Source organism: Mycobacterium sp. (genome assembly GCF_032162105.1).
GTDB lineage: Bacteria > Actinomycetota > Actinomycetes > Mycobacteriales > Mycobacteriaceae > Mycobacterium.
On sequence record NZ_JAVRPS010000449.1, the window covers coordinates 15,083 to 28,214 of the forward strand.

Genomic DNA, 13,132 nt, shown 5'->3' on the forward strand with positions numbered 1-13,132 from the left:
CGCTTTCGGTGTGGGTGCCCGGGTGCACTGCGACAGACGTCAGACGGCCTTGGTAACACCGTAGTAGGCGACGATGTCGTCGGTGTCCGTCGTCGAACTCGTCAGCGTCGCGTACGACCGGATGAACGACTGACCGACGCAACCGTCGACCTTGATGTGCGTGTCCTTCAGAGTGACGCGAACCGGGGCGGCCTTGAACGACTTCTTGTCGACCGTCACCGTCGACACCGTGCCCGGCTTCGGGTGGATCTCGATGGTGCCGGACAGCGGGAACGACAAGGCGGGGGCGAAAACGGGGCCGGTTGCCGGGAAGCTGAGACCACCCACGGAGACGCCGGCCTGGCCGATCAGACGAACCTGCCCGAGCTCGATTCCGCAGCCGATCTGATACCCGGCCTCCAATGTTCCACCGCTCAGCGACGTCTTGCCGCCGCCCGTGACGGTGCCGCTGAACGTGCCGCCCACCAGGTACTCGCGCGAGGAGACAGCGGTGGTCAGCGGGGCAATGGGCAGCTGGGTCTCGTTGCTCGCGACGACGGTCAGCGTCCAGCCGTCTGGGCTCGTCACGACGCCCGGCTCGGCGGACGCGACGATGCCGTTGTCAGGCGGAGGGCCGGGGTCTCCGGCGGGATCGATCGGCGGGTCTGCCAACGCCAGTGGCGAGGTGGCGGCGAAGGGAAGGGCCATGCAAGCGGCTGCCACTACGGCGAAGCGATTCATTGTGTTCTCTCGTTCGATGTCGGCTGGGTTAGACGGACTTGGTGACGCCGAGGTAGGTGATGACGTCGTCGGTGTTGTCGGTCGAGGCGGTCAGCGTCGCGTACGAGCGGATGAACGACTGGCCGGCGCACTGGTCGGTCTTCACGCGGACACCGGTGATGGTGATGCGGGTGCTGGTGCCCTTGAACGACTTCTTGTCGATCGCGACGGTGGTCACGGTGCCGGGCTTGAGGTAGACCTTGCCCTGCAAGCTGATGCCGGCGCTGACGCTCGGCAGGCCGATCGCACTGAGCCCCGGAGTGATGTTCGCACCGGGGTTGATTTCCGTCTCGTCGGAGATGATGCCGCAGCCGATCTGCTCGCCGGCTTCCATCGTTCCGCCGGTCAGCTTGGTCTTGCCGCCACCGGTGATCTTGCCGGTGAAGGTGCCCGCGATGAGGTACTCACGCGACGAGATTGCGGTGGTCAACGGCGCGACCGGCAGCTGCGTCTCGTTGGCACCGCCAACCTCGAGGTGCCAGCCGTCTGGGGTGTCCAGAACTCCGGGAGGGCCCGACGGGACGGCACCCTCTGGCGGCAACGGATTGGTGGCGTTCACAGGCACCACCGCGGGGTCCGGTGGGGGCGGGTCGGCCATTGCGAGGGGCGCGGCTACGACGGGGAGTGCGACGCAAACAGTTGCCAACATGGCGAAACGGTTCAACATGGTTGTAAGGGCGCCTCTCGTGGGTCGGAATCCGAGTGGATCCAACGAATCTGTCGCGTCGGAGCATCTAATGGTCGAGTTGCCAAACGATGAACGGACGCCAAACAATTCGCGCCCCGTTCCCATCGAATGAGCGTCTCGGACGAGCTTTCTCAGTCAGTTCACATCGAGCTGCAATCGCGATGAAAGCCAATGGATGGCCATTGGAAGTCAGCCGTTGGCGGCCTGTTCACAATCTGGACACCTGACCAATCGACCGTAGGTGGCTGTACCGCCTTCGAGACCAGACGGGGCTTGTCGACGTGGGTGCACTGGATACAGGCCGACCCTGCGAAACCGACTACCACGGAGGACATCTTGACTTCATTCCACACATGCCTGCGAGCGTCTGCCGCATCGATGATCGCGCTCGGCATTGGGTTCGCGGTCCTGCCCACGGCGTGGGCGGACGACGATGCCGTCGACCCTGGGAGCCCCGGACCGATTCAGGTAGCCGTTGCCCCGCAATCGGATGACGCGACTGCACCCGCGGTGGCGGCGTGCCAGGCATTCGGCCAGGTGCTCGACGGCGCCTCGAACTACTACGGCAGCTTCGCTGACTCCTTCGAGGGTTCCGACTACTCGGACCCGGCGGTCCAGAGCAGCAACGAGGTCGGCCGTACGGCGTTGCGCCAGGCCGCTGGTACCGCGATGGATGCGTCGAACGTGCCCGGACTGCAGCCCGAGATCGCGGGTCCGATGCGCAGTTGGTCGTTGGGGGCAACGGCACTGCTGGTCAAGATGGGATTGCGCATCCCAGGCGACAGCCTGAACAACACCGCGACCTCGATGAACAACAACGCCGAACAGGTTCAGGAGGCGTGCGCGACTGCGGGCACGCACGCCTAGCACCGTGAAGCGGCGTGTCATCGGGGTACTCGCGCTCAGTCTTGCGTTGGCCGGATGTGGGGCAGGGGCGGCCACCGGGGCATCGCAGTCGCCGAAGGCGGTTCCGGACTCCGCGCTCGACGGGCTGCTGCTCAGTGCCGCCGACGTCAACGCCATCATGGGGACGACGGCGATGGCACCACATCCGGTGGTCACCCAGATGGGTGATCACCGCAACATGCTCCCCAATCTCAACTGCCTGGGGGTCTGGCAGGTCAACGAGGCTCCGGTATACGACCCGACCCACTGGAAGTCGGTGCGCCAACAGCTGTTTCGACAACCGGACAACGACCAGTGGGACGCGCTCGTCGTGCAGTCCGTCGTCTCCTACCGGACGGCCGACGGGGCGCGCGACTTCTTCACGCAGTCGGTCGACCGATGGTCGAAATGCACCAACCACCACGTGAACATCAGGCTCAACGACCAGCCCTTGCCCGCGTGGCTGAGCGGCGACCTGACCAGAACCGACACCGAGTTGTCGATGCCCTTCACCCGGGGCAGTGGTGACCAGACGCGGTCGTGCCAACGTTTTCTCGCCGTCGCGGCCAACCTGATCCTCGATATCCAGGCCTGCAAGCCGCAACAGCAGGCGACGCTCACGGAGGCCGCTCAGATCGCCGACAAGATCGAGGCGAAACTGCCGGGATAGCGCTCGTGTCGTGCCCGAACCACGAGGACAGCCGGTTCCGCCTCGATGGCGGTATCGGCATCGGCGGGTAGCCGTCACGACTGCCCCGGTACGATCCCAACCCAGTGAATGCAAGCTTTCGGCAACGTCTGTTCGACGCGCTCGAGGAGTCGATCGCCGAGGACGGCTATCCGAAGACGACGATCGCCGACGTCGTGCGGCGCGCCAGGACGTCACGTCGAACCTTCTACGAACACTTCACCAGCAAGGACGACTGCTTCGTCGCATTGTTGACCGAGGCCAACGCCGAACAGGTCAGGCAGATCACCGCCGCCGTGGATCCGGGAGCGCCGTGGGACGCCCAGGTGCGGCAGGCCATCGAAGCCTGGATCGCGTCCGTCGAATCCCGTCCGGCCCTGATGCTGAGCTGGATTCGCGACGTCCCCGCGCTCGCCATGACGGCCCGCCTGCTGCAGCGCGACGCGATGGACAACTTCATCACGATGGTGCAGGCTCTGACCCACTCGGAGGGGTTCCGCGCCGCCGCACCAGTGTCGCGGCAGCGAATCATCATGCTGCTCGGCGGCCTTCGCGAACTGACCGCGATCACCGTCGAGGACGGCGGGCAGATGAGCGACATCACCGAGGAGGCGGTCGCGGCCGCCATCGCCCTCGTCGATCCGCGGCACTGACGTCCGGTACCTTACCCAGATGGTCCGACCTGCGCAGACGGCGCGCAGCGAGCGAACTCGGGAGGCGCTGCGCCAAGCGGCGTTGGTCCGGTTCCTCGCGCAGGGCGTCGAGGACACGTCGGCCGACCAGATCGCCGCCGACGCCGGGGTGTCGCTGCGCACTTTCTATCGGCACTTCGCCTCCAAGCAGGATCTGCTGTTCGCCGACTACGACGCGGGTGTGGAGTGGTTCCGCGCCGCGTTGGCCAACCAGTCCGGGGAGGAATCGCTGATCGAGTCCGTGCATGCGGCGGTGATGTCGGCCCCCTATGACGTCGACGCCGTGTCGAGGATCGCCGAATTGCGCGCCCAGGAACTCGATCCCGGGCGGATCGTGCGGCACATCAGGCAGGTCGAGGCGGACTTCGCCGAGGCGGTCGAGGAGTACCTGACGCGTAACGAGCCCCCTGCGCCGGGCACCGACGAGCGGTTGCGGATCACCGTGACGGCGCGGTGCATCGCCGCGGCGGTGTTCGGCGCGATGGAGGTGTGGATGCTTGATCCCGACCGGTCGCTGCCCGAACTCGCACGCCTGTGCCGCACGGCGCTGGACTCGGTCGCCAATGGGTTGGAGACCGACCGGAGCTGATGTTTTGTCATTATTGACAAAACATGGGGTGCGTGCCAGCCTCAGTCCATGACGGACTTCGACGCGATTGTCATCGGTGCGGGCCACAACGGACTGACCGCAGCCACCCTGCTTCAGCGCGCCGGGCTACGCACGCTGTGCCTGGACTCCAAGCTCTATGCGGGCGGGATGGCCTCGACGGTGGAGTTGTTCGACGGCTTCAAGTTCGAGATCGCCGGATCGGTCCAGATTCCGACGTCGGCGGTGGTGAGCCGCGCGCTCGGCCTCGACGAACTACCCACGGTCGACCTCGACGTGATGTCGGTGTCGCTGCGCGGCGTCGGCGACGAACCCCTCGTCTACTACACCGACCCGATGAAGCTGATGACGCACATCAACGAGGTGCACGGTGCGGAGGCCGTCAACGGGATGGTGGGTCTGATGGCCTGGTGTCAGGCGCCGACCCGGGCACTGGGGCGATTCGAGGCCGGCCAGGCCCCGAAGTCACTCGACGAGATGTACGACTGCGCCACAAACGAATTCGAACGCTCTACGATCACCGACCTGTTGTTCGGGTCGGTCACCGATGTGCTCGACCGCTACCTGCCGGACAAGGAAAAGCACGGTGCGCTGAGGGGCATGCTCTCGCTGTTGGCAGTCAACACCACCTACCGTGGGCCTGCGACTCCCGGCACCGCCGCGGCATTGGCCTACGGATTCGCCGTCCCCGACGAGAATGCGTTGCTCGTCAAGAAGTTGAGAGGCGGAATCGGTGCACTCACCTCGCACCTCTGCGAGGTGTTCACCTCGAACGGCGGCGAGCTGAGACTGCGGTCCAAGGTCGAGGAGATCCAGGTCGGCGACGGCCGCGTCAGCGGTGTCCGCCTCGAGGACGGCACGACACTGACCGCGCCCGTCATCATCTCCGCGGTCGCGCCGGACCTGACGCTCAACAAGTTGGTCGCGCCAACCGCGGTTCCGGACGACGTCCGCGAGCGGTTCTCCCGAATCGACCATCGTGGAAGCTATCTGCAGATGCACTTCGCCCTCGACGGCATCCCGCAGTTCGCCGCGCCGTACGAACTACTCAACGATCCCGCCATGCAGTCGAACATCGGGATCTTCAGCACTCCAGAAGAGCTGCAACGGCAATGGGAGGACTGCAGGCACGGTGTCGTGCCTGCCGACCCGTCCATCGCACTGCAGATCCCGTCGGTCAACGATCCCGGCTTGGCGCCCACTGGCAAGCACGCGGCGTCGGCGTTCTCGCTGTGGTTTCCCGTTGCGGACGCGAGGAGCAATTGGGGTGAAGCGGAGTCTCCGCCCAACTACGGCGACATGAAGGTCGAGATGGGGCGACGCGTCATCGAGAAGCTCACCCGACTGGCGCCGAATTTCGAGAGCCTGATCATCCGGCACACCACCTTCACCCCCAAACACATGGGCACCATGTTCGGCGCGCCCGGTGGCGACTACTGCCACGGGCTGATCCATCCCGACCAGATGGGGGTCAACCGCCCCGGCCCGAAGGGCTATGTCGACCAACCGATTCCGATCGATGGGCTCTACCTCGCGAGTGCGGGTTGTCACGGCGGTCCCGGCATCACGTTCATCCCCGGGTACAACGCCGCCCAGCAGGCGCTGGCCGACGCGCAGTAACTAGTTCGCCTCGGCGGGACCGGTCTCGGTGGCGCCGCCCTCGTCCGACCAGTCGGACTTCTCGTCGGCGCCCTTGGCCGGATCGCTCTGCACGTCCTCGGCGCCGTCAGGGCCGGCGTCGGATTGGCTCGTCTTGGGGTCTGGGCTGGTCACTGCGCTGGTGTACCCGGTTCGTCCGGTTCGGAAACCGTCAGCACGGCTTCTGCGACGTAGGGCTGCTCCTCGAGGCGATTCTCGAGCATCCGCAGCGTCCTGGCGACCGACGACTCCACGCTATCGCCCACCAGGTCGACGCTGGCGATGACGAAAAGCCGCTTCGGTCCGATGAATTCGGCGCGAAGGAAGCGCACGGCGGCTACCTCGGGATATTCGGCCAGGCGGGCGACGAGTGCGTCGTGGATTCTCGGGGAGCCAGGCTCGCCGGTGAGGAACTGGCGGTTGCGGTCGATCAAGACGACCGCCACCACGCCCAGCAGGACCCCGACCAGGATGGAACCGATGGCGTCCCACAGCACCTCGCCGGTGAGCTGGTGCAGCAGAATGCCGAGGAATGCGATGGCGATGCCGACCAACGCAGCGCTGTCCTCTGCGAACACCGCACGCACCGTCGGATCCGACGTCTGCAGCGCGTACTCCAAGAGGTCGGTGTCGAATCTGTTTGCCTCGCGCCGGAGTTGGCGAACAGCCTGCGTCAGGGACGCGCCTTCCAGAATGAATGCGACGGCCAGCACGAGGTAGGCCAGACGGTAGTCCTCGCCGCCCGCCGCCTCGTGATCCATCAGCTCGGTGACACCGCGCCAGATCGAGACCGCCGCACCGACGACGAACAGTCCGACGGCGGCGAGCAGTGACCACACGTAGGCCTCGCGCCCGTAGCCGAGCGGACGCCGTTCGTCTGCGGCCCTGCCACCGCGCCGATTGGCGATGAGAAGGAAGATCTCGTTGCCGGTGTCAGCCCAGGAGTGCGCCGCCTCCGCGCTCATCGACGCCGAGCCGGATAACCCAGCGGCCGCGGTCTTGGCCACGGCGATCGCCAGATTCGCGCCAAACGCGACCAGCACCGTGAACGTACTGTCGCCCCCCGTCTTCACCACAGCGGCTCAATCACTGCGATGCTGCAACTGCGCCATCCAGTCGCCGGGCACACGCTCGCGTGGACCGGGCACACTCTGATCGACCGGATGGTTTTGCGGCTCAGCAAGTTCGGGGCCGTCGTAGTACTCGTTGGTCTGGTAGTTCCAGAACCAGTCCTCGCCGGGCTCGAACGACCGGATGATTGGATGCCCCGTCGCACGCCAGTGCGCGGCGGCGTGCCGGGCCAACGAATCGTCACAACACCCGACGTGCCCGCACGCCGCGCACCGCCGCAGGTGCACCCACCATCCGCTGACGTCGTCACACTCGACGCAACCGGTCCCGCTCGGCGGCACCGCCGGGTCTATCGCATCGCTCATGACCGTCGAGCCTACCGGCGCGATTCCGTTTGAAAGGGCTGGATGTGCGGTGAAGGAGTGCCGGTCCTTCTATGAAATCCCAGATGGGCGCGGTTCGGCATCACGGGAAATGCACAGTTCGTGCCGATGTTGGTGCCAAGGACGACCGCGAATCGTTGATTTCGTGAGCGGCGACGACTGGGCCGGGGCCGCACTCGACAAGTTGCGTGCCTCGTATGACGAAGCACCCTACGAGTCATATGCTCATCCCCGATCGGCTCCGGGTCAATTGGCCGCCATCGCGTGGCTCTTCGGGCTCGATACGCCCGAGGTCAGCAGTGCGCGAGTACTCGAAATCGGTTGCGCTGCTGCAGGCAACTTGATCCCATTCGCCGCGATGCACCCGCGGGCAAGTGCGGTGGGGATCGACCTCTCCCCGGTGCACGTCGCCCAGGGACGCGAGCGGGTACGGGCACTTGGGCTGGACAACGTCGAACTCCTCGACGGTGACATCGCCCAAGTCGACCTGTCACCCCTTGGGCCGTTCGACTTCATCATCTGCCACGGCGTGTACAGCTGGGTGCCGGATGACGTGCAGGATGCGATCCTGACCGCCTGTCGCTCGCTCCTGGCCCCCACCGGCGTCGCCTATATCAGCTACAACGCGTATCCGGGGTGGAAGGCCAAGGAGATCGTGCGCGACGCCATGCTGCTGAACGTCGACGACACGGCCAGCCCGCCAGAGAAGGTGGCTCGCGCGCGTCGCATGGTCGAGTTCCTCCACGACGTCGCTGAGCCGGACAGCGTGCTGGCTCGTGCCGTCGCCGATCATCGGGCGATGGCCTCCGTGAGTGGTGACTACTACCTACTGCACGAAGAGCTGGAGGCGTTCAACGCGCCGTGTTACTTCCGCGATTTCGTGCACCGCGCACGCGCCCACGGCCTGGAGTACCTCGCCGAGGCGCAGCCCGAGAACATGTTCATCCACAACTACGGACCGTTGGTCGTCGATCATCTGCACGAGGACCATCTGCTCAAGGACCACGGCCTAGACCACGTTCTTGTCGAACAACATCTGGACTTCGTGGTGAACCGAAGCTACCGCCACACACTGTTGGTGAAGGCCGAACGGGCAGAGCAGATTTCGCGCACCGTCGATCGCAACCGCAACCGCCGACTGCACGTCGCGGCACAGCTGCGGCCCGTCATCGGGCGGACTCTGCTCGATCACTCGAACCAACAGTATGGTGCCGACGGCGCGGCCGCGATCGTCGCGTACGACCCAGCCGTCAAGGCGGCCATCGACGCGCTCAGCGCCCGTTGGCCGTGGACTCTGTCGTGGCAGGAACTGCGCGCTGCCGTCCTGGCGCGGCTTGCTCGCGCCGACGTGGACGAACCAGCCGATTTGGACATTCGCATCGACGGCCTTCTCGAGGTTCTGATCACGCGAGGTCTGGCGCGATACCGACTCGATCCGGTGTTTCCGCGCCCGGTGTCCACACCGGTGCGGCTGGACGAGCCGGTTAGGCGAATGGCCGAGCTGACCCGTGACGACAGCGAGGCCTTCGTCTTCAATCACTGGCACGAGTCCGTGCCGCTGTCGCCGCTCGACCGCCACCTGATACCTCTCTTGGACGGCAGCCACGTTCGTGACGCTCTACTCGACGCGATGGTGGATCTGGTCCGCCAGAACGTGATTAGAATCGACCGCGACGACGAAGAACTTGTCGATGAGACCGAGGTCCGAGACGTACTGGCCGGGGAGATCGACGCGATGCCCCGCCGGCTCGTCGAGTTGAAGCTCCTGAGAGTCAGCGCCCGCGCCAACACGGTCGACAGGCGGCGGCCTCATCGCCAGCGCCGCGACAAGGCACGGTCGTAGCCGACCGCATTCCGGAGGTGATCCGAAACGGGCCCGCAAGCCTTTTAATCCGCTAGATCTAATCAATGTGAGCGAAAGGCGCCGTGGGGGAGGGTACCTGCACGCTCCGTAATTGACGTGCGGATACACAGCAAGGCTCCATTTGACAGCTAATTTCGGCGCGCTTAACGTCCGCGAAGTGAATGCGTCAGCGCTGGCGAGGCCCCTGAACGCCATGGGGGATTTCTTCGTACTCGCCGGCGAGACCTTTGCGGCGATGTTTCGCCGACCCTTTGCGTGGCGCGAGCTTCTGGATCAGATCTGGTTCGTCGCAAGGGTTTCGATCGTACCTACGATCGTGCTCTCGATTCCCTACACCGTGCTCATCGTCTTCACGCTAAACATCGTGTTGCTGGAGGTGGGCGCCGGCGACCTGTCCGGTGCCGGTGCGGCGCTGGCATCGGTCACGCAGGTGGGTCCCGTGGTTACCGCGATCGTCGTCTCAGGCGCGGGGTCGACCGCGATGTGTGCCGATCTGGGCGCCAGGACGATTCGCGAGGAGATCGACGCGATGAAGGTCATCGGCGTCAATCCCGTCCAGGCACTGGTCGTGCCGCGGGTGATCGCCGCGACATTCGTTGCGCTGATGCTGTATTCGGTTGTCGCGGTCGTCGGACTCTTCGGAAGCTACTTCTTCGTGGTGTACGTCCAACACGTCACGCCGGGGGCCTTCGTCGCAGGGATGACACTGCTGACTGGCCTGCCGCAGGTGGTCGTCTCGCTGGTGAAGGCGCTGCTGTTCGGTCTGTCGGCCGGCCTCATCGCCTGCTACAAGGGGCTGTCCGTCGGCGGCGGCCCGACAGCGGTCGGCAACGCCGTCAACGAAACGGTCGTATTCGCCTTCATGGCGCTGTTCCTGATCAACATCCTGGCCACGGCGTTTGGTGTGAAGGTCGCGCCTTGACGTCCGAGCGAGAAGCGAAGCGGGATCGCGCGTGACAGCCGAGGTGAACGACTCCTCACCCGGCGGCGAGACCCTGAACAGACTGGTCGACGGGACCCGCCGGCTTGGTGAGCAGACGGCCTTCTATGGCAATGCGCTCGCCGCGACCCCCGACGCCGTCCGGCGCTATCCGGCCGAGGTGCTGCGGTTGATCGCAACGATGGGTCTGGGCACCGGGGCGCTGGCCGTCATCGGCGGCACGGTGGTCATCATCGGCTTCCTCACCCTGTCCACCGGCGCACTGATCGCCGTGCAGGGCTACAACACCCTGTCGAACGTCGGGATCGAAGCCCTGACCGGTTTCCTCGGGGCATTTCTCAACGTCCGGTTCATCGCACCGGCGACCGCAGGCGTCGCGCTCGCAGCGACCATCGGTGCCGGCGCGACGGCTCAGCTCGGCGCCATGCGCATCAACGAGGAGATCGACGCGCTGGAGGTGATGGGTATCCGGGCGGTCACCTACCTGGCCTCCACCCGGATCGTGGCGGGGGTCATCGCGGTCATCCCGATCTACACCGTCGCCGTGCTGATGTCGTTTCTGGCGACCCGATTTGGCACGACGATCGTCTACGGCCAGTCCCGCGGTGTGTACGACCACTACTTCTCATCGTTTCTGCATCCCACCGATCTGCTCTGGTCGTTCATCGAGGCGCTGTCGATGGCGGCCGCGGTGATGGCCATTCACACGTACTACGGCTACCACGCCACCGGCGGACCGGCAGGTGTGGGCGAGGCGGTCGGTCGCGCGGTGCGCACCTCGATCACCGCCGGAGTTTTCATTCTGTTGACCATCACGCTGTCGGTATACGGACAGTCCGGCAATTTCCACTTGTCGGGGTGATGAGGTGAGCCAAGAGACTCGGCGGCGCCGAGGAATTGATCCAATTTGGTGGGCACCGGTACTCATTCTGGTGATCGTCGCGATCAGCACGCTGACCGCGATGGCTTTTGAGGGAACGCTGCGGACGACAGTTCCGCTCACGGTGATTTCCGATCGGGCCGGTTTAGTCATGGAGGACGACGCGAAGGTGAAGCTGCGCGGCGTCCAGATCGGTGAAGTAGACCGTGTTGAGTCTTATGCCGATTCGGCCGGCACGAACCTTTCGAAGCTGAAGCTGAAAATTTATCCGAACGAATTCCGCTACCTGCCGAGCAACATCGAGGCGGAGATCAAGTCCAGCACCGCATTCGGCGCCAAGTATGTCGATCTGATCGTTCCCGCAGAGGGCGCCAGTCATCGTCTGCTGGCCAAAGGTGCTGTGCTACATAGCCGCAACACGACCGTCGAGGTCAACACCGTCTTCGAGAACTTGCAGTCAATCGTTCACGCGATCGACCCGGCGAAGCTGAACGGTGTGCTCTCGGCGTTGTCCGACGCTTTCCGCGGCAAGGGCGAGCGCATAGGAGAGGCGATCAGCGGAGGCAACCAATTTCTTGTTGCCGTGAACCCCAAACAAGTCACCATCCGCAAGGACTGGCAGCTGTTCGGCAAGACCACCGAGGCCTATTCAGTTGCGGCGCAAGACCTTTTGTCAACGCTGGATGCATTCTCGACAACCAGCGCAACGATCAGCAAGAACAAGAAGGCGCTCAACGAACTGCTGCTGGACGCGATCGGCTTCTCGAATGCCGGGATCAACACGATCGGCCGGAACGAGCAGAACCTGGTCAACTCGATCAACCTGGTGGCGCCAACTTTCGAGTTGCTGAACAAGTACTCACCGACCTACAAGTGCACATTCGAGGGCGCGGTGTGGTACTTGGAGAACGGCGGCAGGGCCTACATGGGGGGCAACGGCAAATCCCTCATGATCGACGGTGGGCTGCTCTTCGGCGACGACCCGTACCGCTATCCCGACAACTTGCCCCTTGTGCAGGCCAAGGGTGGTCCGGGCGGCAGGCCGAGTTGTGGTTCGCTGCCTGACGCGAGCGCGAACTTCCCGGTGAAGTATCTGGTGACCGACACCGGATTCGGCACCGGCCTGGACATCCGGCCTAACTCGGGCATCGGTTTCCCCGGCTATGTGAACTACTTCCCGGCCACCAAGGGAACGCCCCAACCGCCGCTGATTCGTTACCCTGGCGGTCCGGCGCCGGGCCTGGCGCCGGCCTATCCCGGACAACCGCCGTACGGTGCACCTGACTATGCGGGGGCCGCGACACCGCCGCTCCCGCCCGCGCCTCCGGCGCCCTGACCGCGAAAAGTAAGGAATAGCAATGAGAACCAACACCGGCGCCGTCGCGCGTGTGGTGGCGTTCACCGTTGTGTCCCTTGCGTTCGTCTTCATCCTGGTGACGGTCTTCGGGCAGTTCCGGTTTGGCTCCCGGACTTCCTACAGCGCGGTGTTCTCAAATGTTTCAGGACTCAAGGGTGGGAACTTCGTCCGTATTGCCGGTGTCGAAGTGGGCAAAGTCAGTCACCTCAAATTGGAGAAAGATGGCACCGTCCACGTCGACTTCGCGATCGACAAGGGGTTGAGGCTGACCGAGGGCACCAAAGCGTCAGTGCGCTACGAAAACCTCATCGGTGATCGGTATCTCGCGCTCGAGGACGGGCCCGGTGCGCCCAGGAGATTGCCGGAGAACGCCACTATCCCGTTGGCCCGTACCTCTCCTGCCCTCGACGTCGATGCGCTCATCGGTGGTTTCCGGCCACTATTCCGTGCGTTGGATCCCGATCAGGTCAACGCACTGTCCGGCCAATTGCTCAGGGTGTTCCAGGGCGAGGGAGCCACCATCTCGTCGGTGCTCGGCGAGACGTCGGCGCTCACCACGACGTTGGCCAACCGCGACAAGCTGATCGGCGATGTGATCACCAACCTGAACGTCGTGCTGCACACCTTCGGCACCCGCGACAAACAGTTCTCAGACGGCCTGGACAAGCTCTCCCTACTGG

The 13,132-nt window shown here is 64.7% G+C and carries 15 protein-coding genes; 10 read left to right on the forward strand and 5 right to left on the reverse strand.

The annotated features are described in order from the left end of the window. Window positions 1-39: 39 nt before the first annotated feature. Window positions 40-720, reverse strand: coding sequence for an MspA family porin (locus QOC69_RS23100; protein WP_526443957.1), 681 nt, complete (start codon window positions 718-720; stop codon window positions 40-42). A 28-nt stretch (window positions 721-748) separates the two neighbouring features. Then, window positions 749-1,426 carry an MspA family porin gene (locus QOC69_RS23105; RefSeq protein WP_526443959.1) on the reverse strand — a complete coding sequence of 226 codons (678 nt, stop codon included), beginning with the start codon at window positions 1,424-1,426 and terminating at the stop codon, window positions 749-751. A 357-nt stretch (window positions 1,427-1,783) separates the two neighbouring features. Here QOC69_RS23105 and QOC69_RS23110 point away from each other — a divergent pair, with 357 nt between their 5' ends. The 5 genes from QOC69_RS23110 to QOC69_RS23130 all read left to right on the forward strand — a co-directional run bounded on the left by QOC69_RS23110 (window position 1,784) and on the right by QOC69_RS23130 (window position 5,939). Then, a complete protein-coding gene (locus QOC69_RS23110; RefSeq protein ID WP_526443961.1) occupies window positions 1,784-2,314 on the forward strand; it encodes an Rv2240c family protein in 531 nt (176 codons plus the stop codon). A 4-nt stretch (window positions 2,315-2,318) separates the two neighbouring features. Beyond that, window positions 2,319-3,002, forward strand: coding sequence for a sensor domain-containing protein (locus tag QOC69_RS23115; RefSeq protein WP_526443963.1), 684 nt, complete (start codon window positions 2,319-2,321; stop codon window positions 3,000-3,002). Between the two features lie 104 nt (window positions 3,003-3,106). Continuing rightward, on the forward strand, window positions 3,107-3,673 hold the full coding sequence (locus tag QOC69_RS23120) for a TetR/AcrR family transcriptional regulator (protein WP_526443965.1): 567 nt from the start codon (window positions 3,107-3,109) through the stop codon (window positions 3,671-3,673). 19 nt (window positions 3,674-3,692) lie between these two features. After that, window positions 3,693-4,301 carry a TetR/AcrR family transcriptional regulator gene (locus QOC69_RS23125; protein WP_526443967.1) on the forward strand — a complete coding sequence of 203 codons (609 nt, stop codon included), beginning with the start codon at window positions 3,693-3,695 and terminating at the stop codon, window positions 4,299-4,301. Window positions 4,302-4,349: 48 nt separating this feature from the next. Further along, complete coding sequence (locus QOC69_RS23130) at window positions 4,350-5,939, forward strand: phytoene desaturase family protein (protein ID WP_526443969.1); 1,590 nt, start codon at window positions 4,350-4,352, stop codon at window positions 5,937-5,939. On the opposite strand, the gene QOC69_RS23135 is transcribed toward QOC69_RS23130, so the two are convergent. The 3 genes from QOC69_RS23135 to QOC69_RS23145 are packed head-to-tail and all read right to left on the reverse strand — an operon-like array spanning window position 5,940 to window position 7,393. Further along, window positions 5,940-6,092: a hypothetical protein gene (locus QOC69_RS23135; RefSeq protein WP_526443971.1), complete on the reverse strand. Its 153-nt coding sequence runs from the start codon at window positions 6,090-6,092 to the stop codon at window positions 5,940-5,942. Then, a complete protein-coding gene (locus QOC69_RS23140) occupies window positions 6,089-7,033 on the reverse strand; it encodes a cation diffusion facilitator family transporter (protein ID WP_526443973.1) in 945 nt (314 codons plus the stop codon). Before QOC69_RS23140 ends, QOC69_RS23135 begins: the two co-directional genes overlap by 4 nt. A gap of 6 nt (window positions 7,034-7,039) precedes the next feature. Beyond that, entirely contained in the window at window positions 7,040-7,393 is a 354-nt protein-coding gene (locus tag QOC69_RS23145) for a UBP-type zinc finger domain-containing protein (protein WP_184438097.1), read from the reverse strand. A gap of 163 nt (window positions 7,394-7,556) precedes the next feature. Here QOC69_RS23145 and QOC69_RS23150 point away from each other — a divergent pair, with 163 nt between their 5' ends. The 5 genes from QOC69_RS23150 to QOC69_RS23170 form a co-directional block, all read left to right on the forward strand. Beyond that, window positions 7,557-9,254 (forward strand): class I SAM-dependent methyltransferase, encoded by a 1,698-nt coding sequence (locus QOC69_RS23150; protein WP_526443976.1) that lies wholly within the window; start codon window positions 7,557-7,559, stop codon window positions 9,252-9,254. Between the two features lie 178 nt (window positions 9,255-9,432). After that, complete coding sequence (locus QOC69_RS23155) at window positions 9,433-10,197, forward strand: MlaE family ABC transporter permease (protein ID WP_526443978.1); 765 nt, start codon at window positions 9,433-9,435, stop codon at window positions 10,195-10,197. A gap of 31 nt (window positions 10,198-10,228) precedes the next feature. Beyond that, the gene (locus QOC69_RS23160) at window positions 10,229-11,077 is read left to right on the forward strand and encodes an MlaE family ABC transporter permease (protein WP_526443980.1); all 849 of its coding nucleotides are present in this window, start codon (window positions 10,229-10,231) and stop codon (window positions 11,075-11,077) included. Between the two features lie 4 nt (window positions 11,078-11,081). Beyond that, window positions 11,082-12,431 (forward strand): MCE family protein, encoded by a 1,350-nt coding sequence (locus QOC69_RS23165; RefSeq protein ID WP_526443982.1) that lies wholly within the window; start codon window positions 11,082-11,084, stop codon window positions 12,429-12,431. A gap of 22 nt (window positions 12,432-12,453) precedes the next feature. Next, window positions 12,454-13,132: MCE family protein (locus tag QOC69_RS23170; protein ID WP_526443984.1), on the forward strand; the 679-nt coding region annotated here is incomplete at its 3' end.